Consider the following 21,917-nt stretch of genomic DNA (forward strand, 5'->3'; position numbering starts at 1 on the left):
GACTGCCTGCTTGAAGATCGCCAGCTGGAACGTCAATTCGCTCAACGTGCGCATGCCGCACCTGGTGCAGTGGTTGCGCGATGCGCAGCCGGACATCGTCGCGCTGCAGGAAACCAAGCTCGACGACGAACGCTTCCCCGATTCGCAACTCGCCGAACTCGGCTACCGCAGCGTGTTCTGCGGGCAGAAGACCTACAACGGCGTCGCGGTGCTGAGCCGCCTGCCGTTCACCGGGGAATGCGTCACCGCGATCCCCGGGTTCGAGGATCCGCAGAAGCGCGTGCTGGCGGCCACCGTCGGCGACGTGCGCATCGTCGACCTGTACGTGGTGAACGGCGAGGCCGTGGGCAGCGCGAAGTTCGAGTACAAGCTGCGGTGGTTCGAAGCTGTGCGCGAATGGCTGCGCGCCGAACTGGCCGCGCATCCCAACCTCGTCGTGCTGGGCGATTTCAACATCGCGCCGGACGACCGCGACGTCCACGATCCCAAGCGCTGGCGCGAGAAGATCCTGTGCTCCACGCCCGAGCGCGACGCGCTGCGTTCGCTGCAGGCGCTGGGCCTGCACGACAGCTTCCGCCTGTTCAACGAAGACGGCGGCCATTACAGCTGGTGGGATTACCGGCTCGCAGCCTTCCAGCGCGGCTGGGGCCTGCGCATCGACCTGGTGCTCGTCAGCGATGCGCTGAAGGCGCGCACCACGGCCGCCGGCATCGACCTGGTCCCGCGCGGCTGGGAACGGCCGAGCGACCACACGCCGGTGTGGGTGCAGATCGACTGATCCGCCTACCAGTCCGCGGGCTTCTTGATCCGAATTTCGGGGAATGCTTGAGGAAGCTGCGAGAGCCGCAAGTGCTTGGACTCGATCCGCCGCGTAAAGGACGCGGCGTTTCGAAGCTCTGCGTTCATCTGCACTTTGGGATCAGCACTCGGATTTGCGACGCCGACCGCCTTTCCCTTCCCTTTCGCAATGCGGATCGCCTCAGCGAGATCGCTGTCATTTGAAATCACCAGCGCTACATCGAATGCATTTTCACAAGCATCATTGACCAGGTGCACCGCAAGATTGACGTCTGAGCCTTTCTCTTCCGTCTTGACCACCTCGACGGTTCGCGGAAGCCCTGGAATGGGCTGGGCGAGGGGCATGCGCACAACATTGCGATAAAAGTGTCCTTCGTGGACCGCCAGGCAATCGATGTGGAACGAGATTGCCTGCAAGTACGCATCCTGGTGTACGTGCTGGTCTGGCTTGTTCGCATTCGGTTTCACCCTGGCAGTGAAGTAGCGGATGCGGTTGATTTGGTTCTCGGATCGCAGAAGCTGTCGAGACAGCGCCAGCAGGTCTAGCCAACGATGCGGCGTACCTTTCAGCGCTCGGTAGTAGGTAGTAGAGATTGAAGCCGTCCACGTAGACCGTGGTCCGCATTTTCCTTCCCCAGAAAAAGCCAAGGCCCCAGAGGGGCCTTGTACCCGCCCACCAGAAGTGGAACGGGGGAGTTTGGATTGGCCGGCGTTGTCCGGCGCGGGCGGACTATGGGCCCCCAGATGGGTGTCGTCAAGGCAATCGTGGGCCGTTTATCGGGCCCGCTCACTTCGTAGCCGGATCGGACCGAATCACAGCTGTTGCTTAGTTCCATGCAAAGAAAAAGCCCGGCGCGAAGCCGGGCTCATCCTGTCGCGGGGCGCAGTCATCCTTGACCGGCCCCGCATCCCATAGGCGTGCGCTTAGCGCACGCGTCCGCGGCGGAACAGATTGACGATGGCGAGCAGGATCACCGCGCCGACCAGCGAGATGATGAAGCCCGTGACGCTGAAACCGCTGTTGATGTTGGCGCCGCTGATGCCGAGCATCCCGCCCAGCCAGCCGCCCAGGAACGCGCCGACGATGCCGACGATGACGTTCAGCAGGATGCCCTGCTGCGCATCCGTCCTCATGATCAGGCTGGCGAGCCAGCCGACGATGCCGCCCACGATCAACCAGATGATGATGTTCATGCATCCACTCCTTTGTTGTTTACGCGATCCGAATTGAGACGCTTGAGACCAGCTTTGGAAGCTTGTCCGGCACCCCGGAACAGGGGGCACGAGTGGAGTTTCAACAGGCACGCGTGAAGGCGGAGTACAGGGGCGAATTCAGCGAATCGGGCCCTGTTTTTCCAGTGTTTCCGGATGCTTGCGCGCGCGTGCCCCGGCACGCGGCGGTGCGTTTCAGTGCGTTTTCAGAAGCTCGGCAAGGGCTTCGCGCGGCAACTTGCCGGTTTCGTTGCGTGGCAATTCAGCCACGCGCTTCAACGGACGCGGCAGGAACACCGGATCGATGGTGCGACGCAGCGCGGCGAGGATGTCGGCTTCGCACAGCGTCGGTGCCACCGCGAGCGCGGCGATGCGCCGCACGCCGGCATCGCCACCGTCGAGCTGGAACACGACGCCGTCTTCCACGCCCGGGATCGCCAGCAGCTTGCGCGTCATGTCGCCGAGCGATGCGCGCTTGCCGGCGATCTCGAGCAGGTCCGCATTGCGGCCGCGCAAGTGGAAGCGACCGTCGGGTTCGACTTCGACGAGGTCGGCCAGCACGACGGGCGCTTCGAGATGCGGCGCATGCACGGCGGTGCCGTCGGGTTGCGGTGCGACGCGCACGCCCGGCAGCGGCGTCCACGCGGTTTCGCACGCGGTGCGGCGGCGCGCGATGACGCAGGTTTCGGTGGAGCCGAACACTTCGCGCACTTCGCAGCCGAAGCGTTGTTCGGCTTCCAGCGCGAGCGCGGCGGACAACGGCGCCGTCGCGGACACGATCGCGCGCAACGGCGGCAACGTGCAGCCGGCGGCGACCAGCGCGCGCAGGTGCACGGGCGTGGTCACGAGGATGCGCGGCGCGCGCGCATGCGACAGCGCCTGCGCGACGTCTTCGGGAAAGAACGGGCGCGCGGCATGCACGGACACCGGACCCAGCAGCGGCAGCAGCACGGACATCTCCATCCCGTACATGTGCTGCGGCGGCACGGTGGCGACGATGTGCGCATCGCCCTCGGGCCACAGGTCCGACAGCGCGGCGAGGTTCTGCGCGGTGCTGCGGCGGAAGCTGCCCCAGGTCTTCGGATTGGGATGCGGGCGGCCGGTGCTGCCGGAGGTGTAGCCGATCGCGACGAGGGCATCGTCGTCGAGCATGGGCAGGTCGCCGGCGCGTTCGGGCAACACATCGGGAAGGCGCAGGTAGCGCGCGGGGGCGGGCGAGAGGGCGTCGTCGCCGATGCAGTAGCTGTCGGGATGCGCGGTCATCGCTTCGTCCACCGCGGCGGGCGCGCGCGACGGCGGCAGCAGGTTCACCTGGCCGCGCAGCGCGACGGCGCAGAAGGCGACGAGGAAGCGATAGCGGTCTTCGCACAGGTTGATGGCGTGGCAACCGGCCGGCAGCCATTCGGCCACGCCGCGCACCTGGTCGAGGAAGCGCGACAGCGCGACATCGCCGGCGGCGCTGAAAACCACCGAGCGGTCGCCTGCACCCGATGCGATCGGCGTGGCTGATGGCGGTTGTGCGCCCGGTTCGATGACTGCCGACATGTGTCCTCTGCGTCCTTTGCGGCCGGAACCGCCCCCTGCCTGTACTTTACGCTGACCGCCCAGCGCGCTGCCGACGGCCTTTTCACGGATCCCCATGCCCCCGCCGAGCCTGCCATCGCCGACCACGGCCGGCCTCCCGCGCTGGACGTGGATCGACCACCGCCGCGGCACGCCGGCCGAACCGCTGGTGCGCGCGTGGCTTGCGTCCGAATTGTCGGTGCGCGCCGAAGCGATCCCGCTCGTGCGCGCTGCGCATGGCCGGCCGCGCCTCGGCGATGCGCTGCGTGCGCTCGACGTGAGCTGGAGCCACAGCGGCGAAGGCTTGCTGGTCGCGCTGGGCGAAGGCGTGGAAGTGGGCGCGGACCTCGAACGCGCGCGCCCCCGCCCACGCGCACTCGAAGTGGCGGAACGCTTCTTCCATCCGGAGGAATACGCCTGGCTGCGCGCGTTGCCGGAACCGGATCGCCACGAATCGTTCCTGCGCCTGTGGTGCGCGAAGGAAGCGGTGCTGAAGGCGCACGGGCGCGGGATCGCGTTCGGGCTGGACAAGTTCGGGCTGGCCGAATCCGACGGCACGCTGGCCGTGCGCGAGGCGCATCCGCACCTCGGCGGCCCGTGGTCGCTGCATGAATGGGCGCCGCGGCCGGGCTATCGCGCCGCACTCGCCTGGCGCCCCCGATAACATGCGCGCCGGATGAACACCCCCGACCCCGCCATCGAATCCCTGCGCCCCGAGCTCGAAGCGGGCCTGCGCGCGCTGCACCTGGATGCCGCGCTCGCCACGCCCCTGCTGGCCTATCTCGCGTTGCTGGTGCGCTGGAACAGCACCTACAACCTCACCGCCGTCCGCGATCCGCGCGAGATGGTCGCCAAGCACCTGCTCGATTCACTGGCGATGCATCCGCACGTGGCGTCGATCGCGGCCGAGGGCGGCGCGCTGGCCGATCTCGGCACCGGCGCGGGCCTGCCGGGCATTCCCCTGGCGATCGTCCATCCCGGGTTGCAGGTCGCGCTGGTGGAGAGCAACGGCAAGAAGACGCGCTTCCTGCGCGAAGCCGTGCGCAAGCTGGGCCTGGCCAACGTGCGGGTCATCGAATCGCGCATCGAACGCGTCGCCGAGCCCGGCCGCTTCGATGCGATCACCGCCCGCGCCCTGGCCACGCTGCCGCTGATCGTCGAACTCGGGGGCGCGCTGCTGCGCCCGGGCGGCGTGCTGCTGGCCATGAAAGGCGCCTGGCCGGTCGACGAGATCGCCGCGCTGCCGGCCGGCTGGCAGGTACGCGGCGCCGCGCCGCTCACCGTGCCGGGCCTGGACGCGGAACGGCATCTGATCGTCGTCGAACGTGCAGGCGACGCGCCGGCCCGCGACCCGTTCCCGGACGACGCACCGGCGGACGCCCCGGCACGCACCGATTCGTGAGCCCCGCGCGGAGCGGGCACGCCGTCCCGGACAAGCGCTCCGGCTGCGGCATAATCCCGGTCCGCACGCAGAGATCCCGCAGCCGTGCAGACCACCCCTGGGGAACTTGACGCCGTGACGGCCCGCATCATCGCTGTTGCCAACCAGAAGGGCGGCGTCGGCAAGACCACCACTTCCGTGAACCTCGCGGCCGCGCTCGCGCGCACGCCCAAGCGCGTGCTGCTCGTCGACCTGGATCCGCAGGGCAACGCGACGATGGGCAGCGGCGTGGAGAAGCGCGGGCTGCGCGCGTCGACGACGGACGTGCTGCTGGAAGAAATGCACGCGTCCTCGGCGATCGTGAAAACGCCCGAGGGCTTCGACATACTGCCCGGCAACATCGACCTCACCGCGGCCGAGATCGAGCTGATGGACGAGGAAGGCCGCGAGCAGCGCCTCAAGCGCGCGCTCGATCCGCTGCGCGGCGACTACGACTTCATCATCATCGACTGCCCGCCCGCGCTGTCGCTGCTCACGCTCAATGCGTTGACGGCGGCGGACTCGGTGCTGGTGCCGATGCAGTGCGAGTACTACGCGCTGGAAGGCCTGAGCGCGCTGATCGACACGATCGAAGCGCTGAAGGGCCGCCTCAACCCGGCGCTGGAAATCGAAGGCGTGCTGCGCACCATGTTCGACGTGCGCAACAACCTGGCCAACGCGGTGTCGGCCGAACTCACCAACCATTTCGGCGATCGCGTGTTCCGCACCATCGTGCCGCGCAACGTGCGCCTGGCCGAGGCGCCGAGCCACGGCCAGAGCATCGTGGCGTACGACAAGGCCTCGCGCGGCAGCGTCGCGTACCTGGGCCTGGCGGGCGAAGTGTTGCGCCGCCAGCGCGAACGCGAGCAGCAAGCGGGCAAGCCAGCGCCGCAAGGACAGAAGGAAGTACAAGCATGACCGTCGCGAAGAAGCGCGGCCTGGGCCGCGGTCTGGAAGCGCTGCTCGGCCCCAAGGCCGCGGCGGAAACCGCACCGCTGGAAGCGCAGCCCGGCGAACAGCTGCGCCGCCTGCCGGTGACGCAGTTGCAGCCCGGCCGTTACCAGCCGCGCAGCGGGATGGACCAGGCGAAGCTGTCGGAGCTCGCCGAATCGATCCGCGCGCAGGGCGTCATCCAGCCCATCGTCGTGCGCGAGATCACCGACGACGACAAGGCCGTCGCCGGCAAGGGCGTGCGCTACGAGATCATCGCGGGCGAACGCCGCTGGCGCGCTTCGCAGCTCGCGGGCCTGGCGGAAATCCCGGCGGTCGTGCGCGTGGTCGACGACCATGCCGTGATCGCGATGGCGCTGATCGAGAACATCCAGCGCGAAGACCTCAACCCGCTGGAAGAAGCCACCGCGCTGCAGCGCCTGATCGACGAATTCGACCTCACGCACGCGCAGGCCGCCGATGCGGTGGGCCGTTCGCGCGCCGCGGTGTCCAACCTGCTGCGCCTGCTGGAACTCCCGAACGAAATCCGCGTGCTGGTGGAAACCAAGGCGCTGGAAATGGGCCACGCCCGCGCGCTGCTGACGCTCGCGCCGCAGGCCGCCATCGCGCTCGCGCGCCAGGCCGCCGAACACGAGTGGTCGGTGCGCGAAGTCGAACATCGCGTGCAGCAGCTCTCGTCCGGCCAGGTCGCCGGCGGCACCGCGCGCAAGGCCAAGCCGGCCAAGGCCAAGCCGCAGGCGGACATCGCCACGCTCGAACGCGAGCTGGGCGAAACCCTTGGCACGCGCGTCAACGTCCTGCACGGGCGCGGCGGCAAGGGCCGGCTGGTCATCCACTATTCGGACCTGGAATCGCTGGACGGCGTGCTCGAACGCCTGCGCGGCAAGCAGGACTGACCGGAGCGGCGCCCCGGCGCCGTGATCTTTCCATCGACACCGCTGCGCTAGCCTGCGACCCCTTTTTCCCAAGGAACGCTGCAACGCCATGACGGCTCCCTACCTCGTGACCGGCGCTGCCGGCTTCATCGGCGCCTATACCTGCCGCGCGTTGCGTGCGCGCGGGATCGACGTCGTCGGCCTCGACAACTTCAACGATTACTACGATCCGCAGCTCAAGCGCGATCGCGTGGCGGCGCTGTGCCCGGAAGTGGAGATCGCCGAACTCGACCTCACCGATCGCGACGGGCTCGCGGCGCTGTTCGACAAGCACAGGTTCCAGCGCGTGATCCACCTCGCCGCGCAGGCCGGCGTGCGCTATTCGCTCGAGAACCCGCACGCCTACGTCGACAGCAATCTCATCGGCTTCGTCAACGTGCTGGAGCTGTGCCGGCATCGCGGGGTCGAACACCTGGTGTACGCGAGTTCGTCGTCGGTGTACGGCGACTCGGCCGTGCCGCCGTTCTCCGAAGCGCAGCGCATCGATCGCCCGCGCTCGCTGTACGCCGCGACGAAGGCCGCCAACGAACTGATGGCCCACACCTACGCGCACCTCTACGGCCTGCGCGCGACGGGCCTGCGCTTCTTCACCGTGTACGGGCCCTGGGGCCGGCCGGACATGGCGCCTCTGCTGTTCTCGCGCGCGGTGCTCGGCGGCCGGCCGATCCAGGTGTTCAACCACGGCAAGATGCGGCGCGACTTCACCTTCATCGACGACATCGTCGCCGGCGTGCTCGGCGCGATGGACGCGGCGCCGGCGCCGGCCGGCGCGGACGCGGCCGAAGGCGGCCCGCACCGGGTCTACAACCTCGGCAACCACACGCCGGTCGAACTCGAGCATTTCATCGCGGTCATCGAAGAAGCCGCTGGCCGTCCGGCCGAAAAGGTCTACAAGCCGATGCAGCCGGGAGACATGGTCGAGACCATGGCCGATACTGCGCGCGCCCAGGCGGACTTCGGCTTCGAACCGACCACGCCCATCGAGGCCGGCATGCCGCAAGTGGTGCGGTGGTGCGCAGGCTATTTCGGAGACCACGCTTGACCAACGCCCCGCAGCTTTCCGTCGTCGTGCCGGTGTTCAACGAGCAGGACAACGTCGGTCCCTTGCTGCGGGAAGTCGTGGCCGCGTTGCGCGGCCGCGTGGAATTCGAAGCGGTGTTCGTCGACGACGATTCGAAGGACGGCACGCTGGCGGCCTTGCAGGCGCTGAAGGCCGAGGTGCCCGAGCTGCGCGTGCTGCACCACGTCCACCAGAGCGGGCAGAGCACGGCGATCCGTTCGGGCGTCAAGGCCGCGCGCGCGCCGTGGGTGGCCACGCTGGATGGCGACGGGCAGAACGATCCGGCCGACATCCCCAAGCTGCTCGAGGCGCGCACCGCCGCCGAGCCGAAGATCAAGTTGTTCGCGGGCTGGCGCGTCAATCGCCAGGATTCGGGCAGCAAGCGCTGGGCCTCGAAGTGGGCCAACGCGATCCGCTCGCGCATGCTGCGCGACGACACGCCCGACACCGGCTGCGGCATCAAGCTGTTCGAGCGCGATGCCTTCCTCGACCTGCCCTACTTCAACCACATGCATCGCTACCTGCCCGCGCTGATGCAGCGCGCGGGATGGCGCACGGTGAGCGTGCCGGTGAACCACCGCGCCCGTTCGGCCGGCGTGTCGAAGTACAACAACCTCAACCGGGCGCTGGTCGGCATCCGCGACCTGATGGGCGTGGCGTGGCTGATCACGCGCAGCAAGCGCACCGGCGTGGAGGAGCGTTGATGCTGCAGGACGCCGTGCCGGTCGCCCAGGACGTGATGAATTCGCCGATCCCGTGGCTCGCGTGGACCGGCCTGCACATGTCCCCGTGGAAGCTGATCGGCCTGACCGGGGCGCTGATGTTCGGCGGGCGGTGGCTGGTCCAGTTCCTGGCCTCGCGCAAGTTCGGCAAGCCCGTGATCCCCCGGGCCTTCTGGTACATGAGCCTGGTCGGATCGGTCATGACCTTGGCCTATTTCGTGTTTTCCTCGAAGCAGGACTCGGTGGGGGTCATCCAGAACCTCTTCCCGGCCTTCACGGCCGCCTACAGCCTGTATCTCGACATCCGGCACCGCGGCTGGCACCGGGACAAGGCTTCCCACTGATTTTCCCGGGGTTTTTGCCCCTGCCGGGTTGTCTGCCCCCCTGCGCGCGGGCATAATGCGCGGCTCGCTGCGACTGGCCTGCCCCTTTCCGGGGCCGTCCGCATGGTCCGGAACCCCGGAATCCATCCCTGCAGCGGGGCCGCCGCACTCCTGGCCAAGGGGTGCACCGCAAACACCATCGAGGTGCGTTATGTCCCGCGTCTGCCAAGTTTCCGGCAAGCGCGTGCAGACGGGTAACAACGTCTCGCACGCCAACAACAAGACCCGCCGCCGCTTCCTGCCCAACCTGCACGAGCGTCGTTTCTGGGTCGCCAGCGAAAACCGCTGGATCAAGCTGAAGGTTTCCGCGCACGCGCTGCGCACCATCGACAAGAACGGCATCGACGTCGTTTTGGCCGAACTCCGCGCCCGCGGCGAAAAGGTCTGAGGAGAACACCATGGCAAGCAAGCGCGACAAGATCCGCCTGATCTCCTCGGCGAACACCGGCCACTTCTACACGACCGACAAGAACAAGAAGAACACGCCGAACAAGATGGAGGTCAAGAAGTACGACCCCGTCGTCCGGAAGCACGTGATCTACAAGGAAGGCAAGATCAAGTAAGCCTTCCTGGCTTGTTGATGCAGCATCAGGGAACCCGCCGCAAGGCGGGTTTCTTTTTGCCTATGCGCCGCGCCGGTTGCGCACCAGCGAGTCCACCACCGACGGATCCGCCAGCGTGGACGTATCGCCCAGCTGCTCCGGCGCGTCCTCCGCGATCTTCCGCAGGATGCGCCGCATGATCTTCCCCGAGCGCGTCTTCGGCAGGCCCGGCGCCCACTGCACGTGGTCGGGCGTGGCGGTCGGTCCGATTTCCTTGCGCACGTGCCCGACCAGTTCGGCGCGCAACGCATCGGTTTCCGCTTCGCCGGCCAGCAGCGTCACGTACGCGTAGATGCCCTGGCCCTTGATGTCGTGCGGGAACCCGACGACCGCGGCTTCGGCGACCTTCGGATGCGACACCAGCGCGCTTTCCACTTCCGCCGTGCCGATGCGATGGCCGCTGACGTTGATGACGTCGTCGACGCGCCCGGTGATCCAGTAGTCGCCATCGGCATCGCGGTGGCAACCGTCGCCGGTGAAATACATCCCGGGATAGGTGCGGAAATACGTGTCGATGAAACGCGCGTGGTCGCCGTACACGGTGCGCATCTGGCCGGGCCAGGAATCCAGCAGCACGAGGTTGCCGGTGGCTTCGCCTTCGAGCAGGCGGCCTTCCGCATCGACGAGCGCCGGGCGGATGCCGAAGAAGGGCGTCATGGCCGAGCCCGGTTTCTGGTCGATGGCGCCGGGCAGCGGCGTGATCAGCGCGCCGCCGGTTTCGGTCTGCCACCACGTGTCGATGATCGGGCAGCGCGCGTCGCCGACGACGTCGTGGTACCAGCGCCAGGCTTCCGGGTTGATCGGTTCGCCGACGGTGCCGAGCAGGCGCAACGATCGCCGCGACGTGCCGCGCACCGGATCGTCGCCTTCGCGCATCAACGCGCGGATCGCGGTAGGTGCGGTGTAGAACAGCGTGACGCCGTGCTTGTCGATCACCTGCCAGAAGCGCGAAACATCCGGATGGTTGGGCACGCCTTCGAACACCACCGCGGTCGCGCCGTTCGCCAGCGGGCCGTACACGGTGTAGCTGTGGCCGGTCACCCAGCCGACATCGGCCGTGCACCAGAAGATGTCGTCTTCGCGCAGGTCGAAGATGCACTCGTGCGTGTAGGCGACGTAGGTGAGATAGCCGCCCGTGGTGTGCAGCACGCCTTTCGGCTTGCCGGTGGAGCCCGACGTGTAAAGGATGAAGAGCGGATCCTCCGCGTTCATCGGCTCCGGTTCGCACGTGTCCGGTTGGCCTTCGACCACCGCTTCCATCCAGCGATCGCGCGGCATCTGCATGTCGACCGCCGCGCCGGTGTGGCGCACGACGAGCACCGTCTCGACCGAATTCGTGCCGGGCATCGCGAGCGCGGCATCCACGTTCGCCTTCAGCGGCACGCGCTTGCCGCCGCGCAGGCCTTCGTCGGCGGTGATGACCAGCTTGCTGGTGCAGTCGGCGATGCGGTCGGCGATGGAACGCGGGGCGAACCCGCCGAAGATCACCGAATGGATCGCGCCGATGCGCGCGCACGCCAGCATCGCGACGACGGCCTCCGGCACCATCGGCAAATAGATCGTGATGCGGTCGCCCTTCGCGACGCCGAGGTTGCGCAGCGCATTGGCCAGGCGGCAGACGCGCGCGTGCAGTTCGCGGTACGTGATGCGCTGGACCGGCGTGTTCGGATCGTCCGGTTCGAACAGCAGCGCCACCTTGTCGCCGCGCATCGGCAGCTGGCGATCGAGGCAATTGACGCTCGCGTTGAGCACGCCGTCGGCGTACCAGCGGATGTGGAAATCCTCGACGTCGAAGCTGACGTCGCGCACCTGCGTCGGCGGGGTGATCCAGTCGATGCGGTCGGCGACGCGGCGCCAGAAGCCGTCGGGATCGGCCAGGGATTCGGCGTACAGGCGGTCGTAATCGTCGCGACGCAAGCGGGCCTGCGCGGCGAAGGCCGGCGGCACGGGATAGACGAGCTTCGCGGTTTCAGTCGGCTCGGTGGCGGCCATGCGAACACCCTCGCGACGTGGGGCGCACAGTGTGCCGCAACGTCAGCGGGGTGGCGCGGCGAGTTCCGATGCGCTGAGGCTGCCGTCGTGGTTCGCATCCTGGCGGCGGAACGCATCGGCCAGGCGCAGGCGGTGCTGTTCGCGGGTGATGGGCTTGCCGCGGCCGCCGGGTTGTTCGGCGGGCGACAGCGTGCCGTCGTGGTCGCGGTCCATCGCGTCGAAGGCGTAGCTCAGCCAGTCCTGGTATTCGACCAGCGAAACGCGGCCGTCGTGGTCCACGTCCATGCGCGCGAGGTACTCGCTGCTGGCCTGCACCTGCGCGATCGCGGGCATCACCGCGAATGCCAGCATCGCGAACGCCACAAACGAAAAACCCGCACGCGAGCGTGCGGGTCTTCGATGTTCCTCGAAGCGGTCGTGCATCAGGCCGACTGCAGCTGGTATCCCTTCAGGCGCGCCGAGAAATCCTGCAGCGCGCGGATCCCGCTGGCCTCGGCCTCGCGGCACCAGGCCTGCAGGTTCTGCAGCGTGGCCGCGGCGTCGTTGCCGCGCGCTTCCAGCACGGCCGCCAGGCGGGCGCGGTGCTCGACCAGCGCACGGATGCGCGGACGCTGGGCCACCCAGTCGTGCAGCTGCTTGCGGGCTTCCGGCTTCAGCCAGCGACCATCGTCGCTCAGGCCCTTGCGGACCGGACGCGGCAGTTCGGCGGCGGCAGCGGCTTCTTCGCGCAAGGCGGGCTTGAGCACGTTGCGCTGGAAATCGGTCATCGCCTGGAAACGATGGGCGAGCAGCGCCTTGATCGTCTCGCCGTCCGGCACGGGGATGTTCGGGCGCACGTCGAGCGTCGGCGCAACACGCAGCACCTTCGCCATGCCGACCGCTTCGAACATCTTGATGACGGCCCAGCCGATGTCGAACTCGAACTTGCGCAGCGCGAACTTCGCCGAGCTCGGGAACGCGTGGTGGTTGTTGTGCAGTTCTTCGCCACCGATCCAGACGCCCCACGGGGTGAGGTTGGTCGCGGTGTCGGAGGTTTCGAAATTGCGGTAGCCCCACCAGTGGCCCAGGCCATTGACGACGCCCGCGGCCCAGAACGGGATCCACAGCATCTGGATCGCCCAGATGGCGATGCCGGGCAGGCCGAACAGCGCGAAGCTGATGAAGAGCAGCAGCGTCGGACCCATCGTGGCGTGCGGCGTGTAGACCTTGCGCTCGATCCAGTCTTCCGGGCAGCCCTTGCCGTACTTCTCGATCGACTCGCGATCGTTGCGCGCTTCGCGGTACAGCTCGACGCCGCGCCAGAAGACGGTCTTGATGCCCTTGTGCATCGGGGAGTGCGGGTCTTCCTCGGTCTCGCACTTCGCGTGGTGCTTGCGATGGATCGCGGCCCATTCCTTCGTGATCATCGACGTGGTGATCCACGTCCAGAACCGGAAGAAGTGCGCGAGCACGGGGTGGAAGTCCACGCCGCGGTGCGCCTGGCTGCGATGCAGGTAGAGCGTGACCGAGAAGATGGTCAGCTGCGTGGCGACCAGCAGGTAGACGACCCAACCGACCCAGCCGGTCTGGACGAGGCCACCGGCCAGGAATTCGAGGAAAGCGTGCATCGTGACTCCATTGAACGAAACGGGGCGCAGGGGCCCGGACGGATCATGCCACCCCGGCAAGGCCATTCGCCCGGGTACGGCCCCGATCCGTGATGGGGATGTTCAGTCCGGATGAAAGGGAACGGCCGCTTTCACGCGACTCGTTCCTACACTGGGGACGCGCACATCTTGCGCCTGTTTCCGTTGCCGGGATGTGGCTGCCACACTCTCCCGCATGCCCGAATTGCCCGAAGTCGAAACCACGCGGCGCGGCCTGGCGCCGCACGTGGAAGGCAAGACAATCGCCTCCGTCCTGCTCCGCCGCCCGGACCTGCGCTGGCCGATTCCGCCCGAAGTCCCGACGCTGCTGCCCGGCCAACGGGTCGACGCCGTTCGTCGGCGCGCGAAATACCTCCTCCTCGACACGGCCGCCGGCAGCGCCGTCCTGCACCTGGGGATGTCGGGCAGCCTGCGCGTGCTCCCGGCGAGCACCCCGGTCGAGGCCCACGACCACGTGGACATCGTCCTGGCCGGGAAAACGGGGCGGGTGCTGCGTTTCAACGATCCACGCCGCTTCGGCTGCCTGCTCTGGCAGGCGCCCGGCGAGACGCACCCGCTCCTGCAGGGCCTGGGCCCGGAGCCCCTGTCCGACGTTTTCGACGGCGACTACCTCTTCGGGCGCAGCCGCGGCCGCAAGGCGCCGGTGAAAACCTTCCTGATGGACCAGGGCATCGTGGTGGGCGTGGGCAACATCTATGCGGCCGAGGCGCTGTTCGCCGCCAGCATCTCGCCGCTGCGCGAGGCCGGCCGCGTCTCGCGCGACCGCTACCACGCGCTCGCCGACGCCGTGAAAAAGATCCTCGCCTACGCCATCGAACGCGGGGGCACGACCCTGCGCGACTTCATCAGCCCGGACGGCCTGCCCGGCTATTTCGAACTCGAGCTGGCCGCGTACGGCAGAGGCGGGCAACCCTGCCCGCGTTGCGGACGCCCGATGAAGGAGGCCAGCATCGGGCAACGCACGACGGTCTGGTGTAACCGTTGCCAGCGCTGAAAAGCCTCACAAGCCCTCTATAAGCGCTATATTCCGCGCTCCTGAGGGGGCGCATGTCAGAGACCGCGGACATCACCGAACTGCTCGACGCTGCACGGGATGGCGACCGCGGCGCGCTCGACCGTGTGCTGGCCACCCTCTACCAGGAACTGCATTCGATGGCCCGGCGCCAGCTCGCCGGCCAGCACGGCCACACGCTCGATGCCACCGCGCTCGTGCACGAGGCCTACCTGAAACTGGTGGGCCGCAACTCCGCCCAGTTCGATGACCGCGCGCACTTCTTCGCCTACGCCGCTTCGGCGATGCGCAGCGTCGTGGTCGATTACGCGCGCCAGCGCCTGGCGCAGAAGCGCGGCGGCGACCTGCACCGCGTGACCGAACTCCCCGAGGAAGTCGAAGGCGGCCTGCGCCTGGACGAAGAAACCCTGGGCCTCGACACCGCCCTGACCCGCCTGGCCGCCGTGGATGCGCGCCTGGCGCAGGTGGTCGAGCTGCGGTATTTCGCCGGCCTGTCGGAACTGGAAATCGCCGCGCTGCTCAAGCGTTCGGAACGCAGCATCCGTCGCGACTGGCAGAAGGCCCGCTTGTTCCTGCTGGCTTCGCTCAAGGACGGCTGACGCCGCTCCCGCCATGGACCCCGAGCGCTGGCAACGATTGTCCCCGCTGCTCGATGCACTCTTCGAGCTCGACGAGGAAGAACGCGAACGCAGCCTCCAGCTGATGCGCGAGGAGGATCCGCAGACCGCGAACGACCTCGAGGAACTGCTGAAGCTCGACTCGGATCGCGAAGACTTCCTCTCCGAACCGCTCGTCGCGCCACTCCCCGGCCCGCGCCCCGGCATCGAGATCGGCCCGTATCGCCTCGAACGCATGCTCGGCGAAGGCGGCATGGGCCAGGTGTGGCTGGCCGCGCGCAATGACGGCCTGTACCAGCGCCGCGTCGCGCTGAAACTGCTGCGCCCCGGGCTGGTCGATCCGAACCTGCGCCTGCGCTTCACGCGCGAACGCCAGATCCTCGCGCGCCTGGCGCATCCGCACATCGCGCGCTTGCTCGATGCAGGTGTCAGCGCGGACCACCAGCCCTACCTCGCGCTCGAGTACATCGAAGGCGAGCCGATCACCGATTACTGCCGCGCGCACAAGCTGTCGATCGAATCGCGGCTGGACCTGTTCCGCCAGGTCGGCGACGCGGTGAGCCACGCGCACGCCAACCTCATCGTCCATCGCGACCTCAAGCCGTCGAACATCCTGGTCACGCCGGCCGGCGACGTGCGCCTGCTCGACTTCGGGATCGCAAAACTGATCGACGCCGACGTCGCGGCGCCCGAACAGACGCGCACCGGCGTGCGCGCGTTCACGCTGCACTACGCAGCGCCCGAACAGGTGCGCGGCGAACCCGTGTCGACGATGACCGACGTGTATTCGCTCGGCGTCGTGCTGTACGAATTGCTCGCCGACGCCAAGCCCTATCGCCTCAAGCGCCAGACCGATGCGGAGTGGGAGGAAGCGATCCTGCTCGGCGATCCCACACGTCCGTCGCAGGCGCTGCAACGCCAGGCCGATGCGGGCGAGGGCGACGTCGCGATGCTGCGCCGCCGTGCGCGCAACGTGTCCGGCGACCTCGACAACATCGTGCTCAAGGCGCTGGCGAAGAAGCCCGAGCAGCGCTATCCGTCGGTCGAAGCGATGGCGCTCGACCTCGAACGCTACCTCGCCGGCAAGCCGGTGCTCGCGCGCCCGCAGAGCGTCGGGTATCGGCTCCACAAGTACATCTTCCGGCATCGCTGGGCGCTGGCCACCGGCTTCGCCGTGGCGAGCGTGCTCGCGGCCGCATTGGCGATCGTGGCGTGGCAGGCGCAACAGGCCGTGCAGGAAACCGCGCGCGCGCAGGCGCTGCAGGATTTCGTCATCGGCTTGTTCGAAGGCGCGGGCGCCGCGCCGCGCGACGATGCGATCGACATGCGCTCGCTGCTCGACAACGGCATCGTGCGCGCCAACCGCGAACTGTCGCGGCAACCGCTCGCGCGCGCCGAAGTGTTCGGCATCATCGCGCGCCTGCGCCTGGGCCTGGGCGATTACCACGAAGCGCTTGCGCTGCTGGATCGCCAGAACGCGATCCTCGCCTCCATCGGCAACAGCGCACCGGCGAGCCTGCAACTGGAATCGGCCACGCAGATCGGCCTGGCGCATCGCTCGCTCGACGACCCGCGCAGCTGCGTCAACATCATGCGGCCGTGGCTGGAACGCGCGCGCCGCGAGGCCTCGCAATTGCCGGCGCAGGTCGCGGAGTTCTACTCGCAGCTCGCACGCTGCCGCAGCGCGATGGGCGAATACAACTCCGCGCGCCAGTTGCTCGAGTACTCGCTGTCGCTGCGGCGCGACGTGCTCGACGACGAAGCGGGCATCGTGGAGAACCGCCTCGACCTCGCCAACGTGGACGCCGACGCCGGCAAGACCAACGACGCCCTGCGCGGCATGCACGAAGCGCTGCAGCAACTGCAGCAGCGCGTCGGCGAACGCCATCCGCTGGCGGTGCAGATCCAGCGCCGCATCGGCATGCTGCAGCGCGAACTGGGCCACCCGGACGAAGCGGCGAAAGCCTTCGATGCCGCGTTGGTGTTGTCGGGCGAACTGCTCGGCGACCGCCATCCCACCACGCTCGCGCTGCACCGCCAGCGCGCCGCGGTATACATGGAACAGGGCTGGCTGGACGTCGCCGAACGCGACCTGCGCGACACCACGCCGCTGCTGATCGAACGCCTCGGCGAAGAACACACCGACGTCGGCAGCAGCTTCTACACGCTCGGCATGCTGTCCTGGGAGCAGGGCAAGATGACCGAAGCCGAACGCGACCTCGCGCATGCGGTGCACATCTGGCGCGCGACGTCGGCGCGCACGCGCCTGGTGCGCGGCATCGCCGACCATGCGGCCGTGCTGCAGGCGATGGACCGCCACGACGATGCGATGCGCGAGGTGGGCGAAGCGAAGCTCATCGCGATCGCCCAGCTCGGCAAGGGCCATCCGCTGGTCGGCGAAGTGGAGCACGCGCGCGGACTGATCCTCGCCGATTCGGGCGACACGACGGGCGCGATCGCGTCGCTGACCGAAGCGGTGCGCCTGCTGCGCGCGGGCTACGGCCCGTCGCACCCGCGCACGCTGGCCGCGCAGTTGTCGCTGGCGCGCGAGCGCGCGCGTTCCGGCCGCCCCGATGCGCTCGCCACCATGCAGCGGATCGCGTCCGACAAGGCAGGCGGCAACGAACCCCGCAACCTGCGCTGGCGTGCGCGTGCGTACCTGGCCGAAGCGCAATGCCGCGCCGGCGAGGCCCTCGCATCGCGCGACGCGCTGGACGTGCTGTCGAACGAAGTGCGCGTGGGCCTGCCGCAGGGCGGGCGCCTGCCGCGCGAGGTGGATGCCATCCGCGCCGCGTGCACCGGGCTTGCGGTGCACTGAGCGCGGCGATCAATCCAGCAGCGAGGGCTGCATCGGTTCGATCGTGCCTTCGCCGCGCATGATCTTCTTGAACTCCGCGCGCGACACCGACACGTAGCGATCGTTGCCGCCGATCTCCACCTGCGGGCCGGCCTGCATCGCATGCCCGCCTGCGTCCACGCGCACGGTCATCGTGGCCTTCTTGCCGGTGTGGCAGATCGTCTTGATCTCGCTCAGCTCGTCGGCCCAGGCCAGCAGGTACTGGCTGCCCTCGAACAGTTCGCCGCGGAAATCCGTGCGCAGCCCGTAGCACAGGACGGGGATGCGCAGCTTGTCGACCACTTCGCTCAGTTGCCAGACCTGCGGCTTGCGCAGGAACTGCGCCTCGTCCACCAGCACGCAATCGAGCTTGCCGTGCGCGGCGATGTCCGCGAGCACGCGTTCCTCGAGGTCGTCGTTGCCCTCGAAGGCGATGCCCTGGGCCTGCAGGCCGATGCGCGAGGCGACGATGCCGGCCGCGCCGGCGCGGTTGTCGAACGCCGGGGTGAAGATCAGCACGCGCATCCCGCGCTCGCTGTAGTTGTGCGCCGATTGCAGCAACGTGGTGGTCTTCCCCGCATTCATGGCGGAGTAGTAGAAATAGAGCTTGGCCATGGACGCGATTATGGCCGCGCAATGCGCCGGCCGTAAATTTGAATGCAGTCGATTAGAATCCGTCCTCGTTTCGCCCCACCCGGACCCTCCCTTGCACGGCCTCAATCCTCCGCAACGCCAGGCCGTGCTGCACGTCGAGGGACCCTTGCTGGTGCTGGCCGGCGCGGGCAGCGGCAAGACGCGTGTCATCGTGGAGAAGATCGCGCACCTGGTCGCCTCCGGGCGCATGCCGGCGCGGCGCATCGCGGCGATCACCTTCACCAACAAGTCGGCGCGCGAAATGCGCGAGCGCGTCGCCAAGCGCATCAAGGGCGACGCGGCCGAAGGCCTCACGATCTGCACCTTCCACGCGCTCGGCCTGCGCCTGCTGCAGATCGAGCACGCCAAGCTCGGGCTGCGCCGCGGGTTTTCGATCTTCGATTCGGACGACAGCAACGCGCAGATCAAGGACCTGCTGCCCCCGGGCAGCAAGCCGGACGTCGTGGACGCGGCGCGCAACCTCATCTCCCGCGCGAAGAACCTGGGCCTGTCGCCCGAGCAGGCCGCCGAGGCCGCGCAGTCCGTGCGGGAACGCGAGGCGGCCGCGCTGTACGCGCGCTACCAGGCGCGGCTGACCGCCTTCAACGCGGTGGACTTCGACGACCTGATCCGCCTGCCCGTGCAGTTGCTGGAGTCGGACGAAGAGTGCGTGATGGCCTGGCGCGAACGCATCGGCTACCTGCTGGTCGACGAGTGCCAGGACACCAACGACGCGCAGTACCGCTTGCTGAAGGCGATCGCGGGCCCGCGCGGCGACTTCACCTGCGTGGGCGACGACGACCAGTCGATCTATGCCTGGCGCGGTGCGAATCCGGACAATCTGCTTTCGCTCGGCACGGACTACCCCGCGCTGAAGATCGTCAAGCTCGAACAGAACTACCGCTGCAGCAACCGCGTGCTGCGCGCGGCCAACGCGCTGATCGCCAACAATCCGCACGAACATCCCAAGACGCTGTGGAGCGACCAGGCCGACGGCGAACGCATCCGCGTGTGGGAGTGCAAGGATTCGGCGCACGAAGCGGAGAAGGTCGCCGACCAGATCCACTTCCTCAACCAGTCGCGCGGCGCGCCATGGAGCGATTTCTGCGTGCTGTTCCGCGGCAACCACCAGTCGCGCGCGCTCGAGAAGGCGATGCAGTTGCTGCGCGTGCCGTACCACCTCACGGGCGGCACGGCGTTCCTCGACCGCGGCGAAGTGAAGGATGCGATGGCGTGGCTGCGCTGCATCGCCAACCCGGAAGACGACGCGGCCTTCCTGCGTTCGGTGCAATCGCCCAAGCGCGAAGTGGGCGCGACCACGCTCGCCAAGCTGGCCGAACTCGCGCAGCACGCGCACCTGCCGTTGTCGCGCGCTGCGGAATCGGTGGGGTTGTTGAAGCAGCTGCAACCGCGCGCGGCCAATTCGCTGCAAGCATTTGCCGACCTGCTGCGCGGCTTGCGCCAGGACGCGGCGCGTTTGCCGCCCGCCGAACTCGTGCGCAAGCTCAACGAACGCTCCGGCCTGCTCGCGATGGTGCGCGCGCAGTGCAAGGACGAGGCGACGTTCCAGCGCCGTCGGCAGAACCTGGACGAACTCGCGGACTGGTTCGACGGCCCGAAGACGTCCGGCCCGGGCGAACTCGCGGCCGCGCTCGCACTGCTGTCGCACGCCGACAAGGGCGACGCCGGCAACCAGGTGCGCCTGATGTCGCTGCATGCGGCGAAGGGCCTGGAGTTCCGTTACGTCTTCATCGTCGGCGTGGAAGACGGCAACCTGCCGCACGAAGCGTCGATCGAGGAAGGGCGCCTGGATGAAGAGCGCCGCCTGATGTACGTCGGCATCACGCGTGCGAAGGAACAGCTGTGGCTCTCGCATTCGCGCGAGGCGCAGCGCTGGGGCGAACGGCAGCGCCTGCTGCCGAGCCGCTTCATCGACGAACTGCCCGCCGCCGAAGTGCAGCGCGACGGTGCGGATCCGGAAGCCGACGCGGTGCAGAAGAAGGAGCGCGCGAGCGCGGGCTTCGCCGCCATCCGCGCGATGCTCGACGCATGAGCGCGCGCGCGCGCGATGCGGTGGAAGCCGATGCGGCTGCCATCGTTGCGTTGAACCTCGAATCGGAAGCGGTACTGAGCCCGATGGGCGCGGCACGCTTCGAAAGGTTGCGCGCCCACGCGGCGTACCTGCGCGTGATCGAGGACGCCGGCGCCGTCGTCGCCTTCCTCATGGCCTTCCGCGAACGCGCGGACTACGACAGCGTCAACTATCGCTGGTTCGATGCGCACTATGACGCCTTCCTCTACGTGGATCGCGTCGTCGTCTCGAGCGCCTGCCAGGGCCGCGGCTTCGGCGCGTTGCTGTACGCGGACCTGTTCGCGTTCGCGCGCGACGCCGGCGTGCCGCGCGTGACGTGCGAGTTCGATGTGGAGCCGCCCAATGAAGCCTCGCGGCGATTCCACGCGCGCCACGGGTTCGTCGAAGTCGGCACCCAGGCGCTGCCGGGCGGCAAGCGCGTGTCGCTGCAGTGCGCAACCGCCTGAGCGACACGCAATCGTCGTTTTTGCTCGGCTACACTCGCCGGCCTTCGCCCCGACCGGACCCGCCGATGCGTCCCTGCCTCCTCGCCGTCGCGCTCAGCGCCACGCTCGCCGCCTGCGCCACCACCGCGCCGGTCGCGCCGCCTGCCAATCCCGATGCACCCGTCGCCTCGCCCGCGCCCGCCGGCCCCGCGGCCGATGATTCGCTCAACGCGACCGCGTGGTTCCAGACCGCCGCCGAACGCGACCTCGTCTACACCGAGGTGTATCGCGCCGCCGGCCGCCAGCTGCGCACCGCGCTCGCCGACAAGGCATGGGACGCGTTGCCGAAGGAAGACCGCAACACGCCGGTGAAGGGCCTGAAGCCCGCGATCATCGTGGACGTCGACGAGACCGTGCTCGACAACGCGCCGAACAACGTGCGCCAGATCCGCGAAGGCCGCGGCTTCGACGAAGCCAAGTGGGGCGAGTGGGTGGCGCAGCGCGCGGCGAAGCCGTTGCCGGGCGCGGTGGAATTCCTGCAGTCGGCGGCGAAGCAGGGCGTCACCGTCTTCTACATCACCAATCGCGATGCGAGCCTCACCGAAGCGACGATCGCAAACCTGCGCAGCGCGGGCTTCCCGGTCGCCAGCGACGACCAGGTCCTCGGCCTCGGCACCGTCGTCGATGGTTGCGAACAGGAAGGGTCGGAGAAGTCGTGCCGCCGCCAGCTGGTCGGACGCACGCATCGCGTGGTGATGCAGTTCGGCGACCAGGTCGGCGACTTCGTGCAGATCCTCGGCAACACGGTCGAGGGACGGAAGGCGGCGATCGCCCCCTACGCCGACTGGATCGGCGAGCGCTGGTGGGTGCTGCCCAACCCGATGTACGGGTCCTGGGAACCGGCGCTGTTCGACAACAACTGGCGCCAGCCCGAGGAAGCACGCCGCGCCGCGAAGGAAGCCGCGCTCGACGACGCTCGTTGAATCAAGGCGTTGCGGGCGGTTTCCAGCCCGGGCCG

The 21,917-nt window shown here is 68.3% G+C and carries 22 protein-coding genes and 1 pseudogene; 16 read left to right on the plus strand and 7 right to left on the minus strand.

The features are described 5' to 3' along the window. The first annotated feature begins 10 nt into the window (after positions 1-10). On the plus strand, positions 11-778 hold the full coding sequence (gene xth / locus LYSCAS_RS05975) for an exodeoxyribonuclease III (protein ID WP_213436669.1): 768 nt from the start codon (positions 11-13) through the stop codon (positions 776-778). A gap of 5 nt (positions 779-783) precedes the next feature. On the opposite strand, the gene LYSCAS_RS05980 is transcribed toward xth, so the two are convergent. The 3 genes from LYSCAS_RS05980 to LYSCAS_RS05990 form a co-directional block, all read right to left on the minus strand. After that, complete coding sequence (locus LYSCAS_RS05980) at positions 784-1,446, minus strand: NYN domain-containing protein (protein WP_213436671.1); 663 nt, start codon at positions 1,444-1,446, stop codon at positions 784-786. Between the two features lie 276 nt (positions 1,447-1,722). Then, a complete protein-coding gene (locus LYSCAS_RS05985) occupies positions 1,723-1,992 on the minus strand; it encodes a GlsB/YeaQ/YmgE family stress response membrane protein (protein ID WP_213436673.1) in 270 nt (89 codons plus the stop codon). A 213-nt stretch (positions 1,993-2,205) separates the two neighbouring features. After that, on the minus strand, positions 2,206-3,555 hold the full coding sequence (locus tag LYSCAS_RS05990) for an AMP-binding protein (protein WP_213436674.1): 1,350 nt from the start codon (positions 3,553-3,555) through the stop codon (positions 2,206-2,208). A gap of 94 nt (positions 3,556-3,649) precedes the next feature. Here LYSCAS_RS05990 and LYSCAS_RS05995 point away from each other — a divergent pair, with 94 nt between their 5' ends. The 9 genes and pseudogenes from LYSCAS_RS05995 to rpmG all read left to right on the plus strand — a co-directional run bounded on the left by LYSCAS_RS05995 (position 3,650) and on the right by rpmG (position 9,607). Then, positions 3,650-4,237, plus strand: a complete 588-nt coding sequence (locus LYSCAS_RS05995) for a 4'-phosphopantetheinyl transferase family protein (RefSeq protein ID WP_213436676.1) — start codon at positions 3,650-3,652, stop codon at positions 4,235-4,237. A 12-nt stretch (positions 4,238-4,249) separates the two neighbouring features. Further along, positions 4,250-4,900, plus strand: a pseudogene (gene rsmG / locus LYSCAS_RS06000) (16S rRNA (guanine(527)-N(7))-methyltransferase RsmG); the annotation flags it as partial. A 189-nt stretch (positions 4,901-5,089) separates the two neighbouring features. Then, the gene (locus LYSCAS_RS06005) at positions 5,090-5,911 is read left to right on the plus strand and encodes a ParA family protein (RefSeq protein ID WP_213436680.1); all 822 of its coding nucleotides are present in this window, start codon (positions 5,090-5,092) and stop codon (positions 5,909-5,911) included. Beyond that, positions 5,908-6,840 carry a ParB/RepB/Spo0J family partition protein gene (locus tag LYSCAS_RS06010; RefSeq protein ID WP_213436682.1) on the plus strand — a complete coding sequence of 311 codons (933 nt, stop codon included), beginning with the start codon at positions 5,908-5,910 and terminating at the stop codon, positions 6,838-6,840. Before LYSCAS_RS06005 ends, LYSCAS_RS06010 begins: the two co-directional genes overlap by 4 nt. An 88-nt stretch (positions 6,841-6,928) precedes the next feature. Next, positions 6,929-7,921: an SDR family NAD(P)-dependent oxidoreductase gene (locus LYSCAS_RS06015; protein WP_213436684.1), complete on the plus strand. Its 993-nt coding sequence runs from the start codon at positions 6,929-6,931 to the stop codon at positions 7,919-7,921. Then, entirely contained in the window at positions 7,918-8,643 is a 726-nt protein-coding gene (locus tag LYSCAS_RS06020; RefSeq protein ID WP_213436686.1) for a glycosyltransferase family 2 protein, read from the plus strand. The genes LYSCAS_RS06015 and LYSCAS_RS06020 overlap by 4 nt, the downstream gene beginning before the upstream one ends. Further along, a complete protein-coding gene (locus tag LYSCAS_RS06025) occupies positions 8,643-9,005 on the plus strand; it encodes a lipid-A-disaccharide synthase N-terminal domain-containing protein (protein WP_244858685.1) in 363 nt (120 codons plus the stop codon). The genes LYSCAS_RS06020 and LYSCAS_RS06025 overlap by 1 nt, the downstream gene beginning before the upstream one ends. A 190-nt stretch (positions 9,006-9,195) precedes the next feature. Then, the gene (rpmB, locus tag LYSCAS_RS06030) at positions 9,196-9,432 is read left to right on the plus strand and encodes a 50S ribosomal protein L28 (RefSeq protein WP_213436688.1); all 237 of its coding nucleotides are present in this window, start codon (positions 9,196-9,198) and stop codon (positions 9,430-9,432) included. A gap of 10 nt (positions 9,433-9,442) precedes the next feature. Further along, positions 9,443-9,607 (plus strand): 50S ribosomal protein L33, encoded by a 165-nt coding sequence (gene rpmG, locus LYSCAS_RS06035; protein ID WP_036168663.1) that lies wholly within the window; start codon positions 9,443-9,445, stop codon positions 9,605-9,607. A 60-nt stretch (positions 9,608-9,667) separates the two neighbouring features. Here rpmG and acs read toward each other — a convergent pair whose 3' ends face one another. The 3 genes from acs to LYSCAS_RS06050 form a co-directional block, all read right to left on the minus strand. Then, positions 9,668-11,638 carry an acetate--CoA ligase gene (gene acs / locus LYSCAS_RS06040; RefSeq protein WP_213436690.1) on the minus strand — a complete coding sequence of 657 codons (1,971 nt, stop codon included), beginning with the start codon at positions 11,636-11,638 and terminating at the stop codon, positions 9,668-9,670. Positions 11,639-11,680: 42 nt separating this feature from the next. Then, positions 11,681-11,989, minus strand: a complete 309-nt coding sequence (locus LYSCAS_RS06045; RefSeq protein WP_244858686.1) for an EF-hand domain-containing protein — start codon at positions 11,987-11,989, stop codon at positions 11,681-11,683. Between the two features lie 71 nt (positions 11,990-12,060). After that, on the minus strand, positions 12,061-13,245 hold the full coding sequence (locus LYSCAS_RS06050) for a DesA family fatty acid desaturase (protein ID WP_213436694.1): 1,185 nt from the start codon (positions 13,243-13,245) through the stop codon (positions 12,061-12,063). 214 nt (positions 13,246-13,459) lie between these two features. Between LYSCAS_RS06050 and mutM the strand changes: the two genes are divergently transcribed. Genes mutM through LYSCAS_RS06065 form a run of 3 tightly spaced genes read left to right on the plus strand, consistent with a single transcriptional unit; the run spans position 13,460 to position 17,731 of the window. Beyond that, the gene (mutM, locus tag LYSCAS_RS06055; RefSeq protein ID WP_213436702.1) at positions 13,460-14,278 is read left to right on the plus strand and encodes a bifunctional DNA-formamidopyrimidine glycosylase/DNA-(apurinic or apyrimidinic site) lyase; all 819 of its coding nucleotides are present in this window, start codon (positions 13,460-13,462) and stop codon (positions 14,276-14,278) included. A gap of 53 nt (positions 14,279-14,331) precedes the next feature. Then, the gene (locus LYSCAS_RS06060) at positions 14,332-14,895 is read left to right on the plus strand and encodes an ECF-type sigma factor (RefSeq protein ID WP_213436704.1); all 564 of its coding nucleotides are present in this window, start codon (positions 14,332-14,334) and stop codon (positions 14,893-14,895) included. Positions 14,896-14,908: 13 nt separating this feature from the next. Continuing rightward, positions 14,909-17,731, plus strand: coding sequence for a serine/threonine-protein kinase (locus tag LYSCAS_RS06065; protein WP_213436713.1), 2,823 nt, complete (start codon positions 14,909-14,911; stop codon positions 17,729-17,731). A 9-nt stretch (positions 17,732-17,740) separates the two neighbouring features. Here the strand turns inward: LYSCAS_RS06065 and LYSCAS_RS06070 are convergent, their stop codons facing one another. Then, complete coding sequence (locus LYSCAS_RS06070) at positions 17,741-18,364, minus strand: thymidine kinase (RefSeq protein WP_213436715.1); 624 nt, start codon at positions 18,362-18,364, stop codon at positions 17,741-17,743. Between the two features lie 91 nt (positions 18,365-18,455). Between LYSCAS_RS06070 and LYSCAS_RS06075 the strand changes: the two genes are divergently transcribed. The 3 genes from LYSCAS_RS06075 to LYSCAS_RS06085 all read left to right on the plus strand — a co-directional run bounded on the left by LYSCAS_RS06075 (position 18,456) and on the right by LYSCAS_RS06085 (position 21,882). Then, positions 18,456-20,435 carry a UvrD-helicase domain-containing protein gene (locus LYSCAS_RS06075; protein ID WP_213436717.1) on the plus strand — a complete coding sequence of 660 codons (1,980 nt, stop codon included), beginning with the start codon at positions 18,456-18,458 and terminating at the stop codon, positions 20,433-20,435. Further along, the gene (locus tag LYSCAS_RS06080; RefSeq protein ID WP_213436719.1) at positions 20,432-20,920 is read left to right on the plus strand and encodes a GNAT family N-acetyltransferase; all 489 of its coding nucleotides are present in this window, start codon (positions 20,432-20,434) and stop codon (positions 20,918-20,920) included. The genes LYSCAS_RS06075 and LYSCAS_RS06080 overlap by 4 nt, the downstream gene beginning before the upstream one ends. A 65-nt stretch (positions 20,921-20,985) precedes the next feature. After that, positions 20,986-21,882 carry a 5'-nucleotidase, lipoprotein e(P4) family gene (locus LYSCAS_RS06085; RefSeq protein WP_213436721.1) on the plus strand — a complete coding sequence of 299 codons (897 nt, stop codon included), beginning with the start codon at positions 20,986-20,988 and terminating at the stop codon, positions 21,880-21,882. Positions 21,883-21,917: the final 35 nt, after the last annotated feature.

Source organism: Noviluteimonas caseinilytica, from assembly GCF_018406605.1.
Lineage (GTDB): Bacteria > Pseudomonadota > Gammaproteobacteria > Xanthomonadales > Xanthomonadaceae > Noviluteimonas > Noviluteimonas caseinilytica.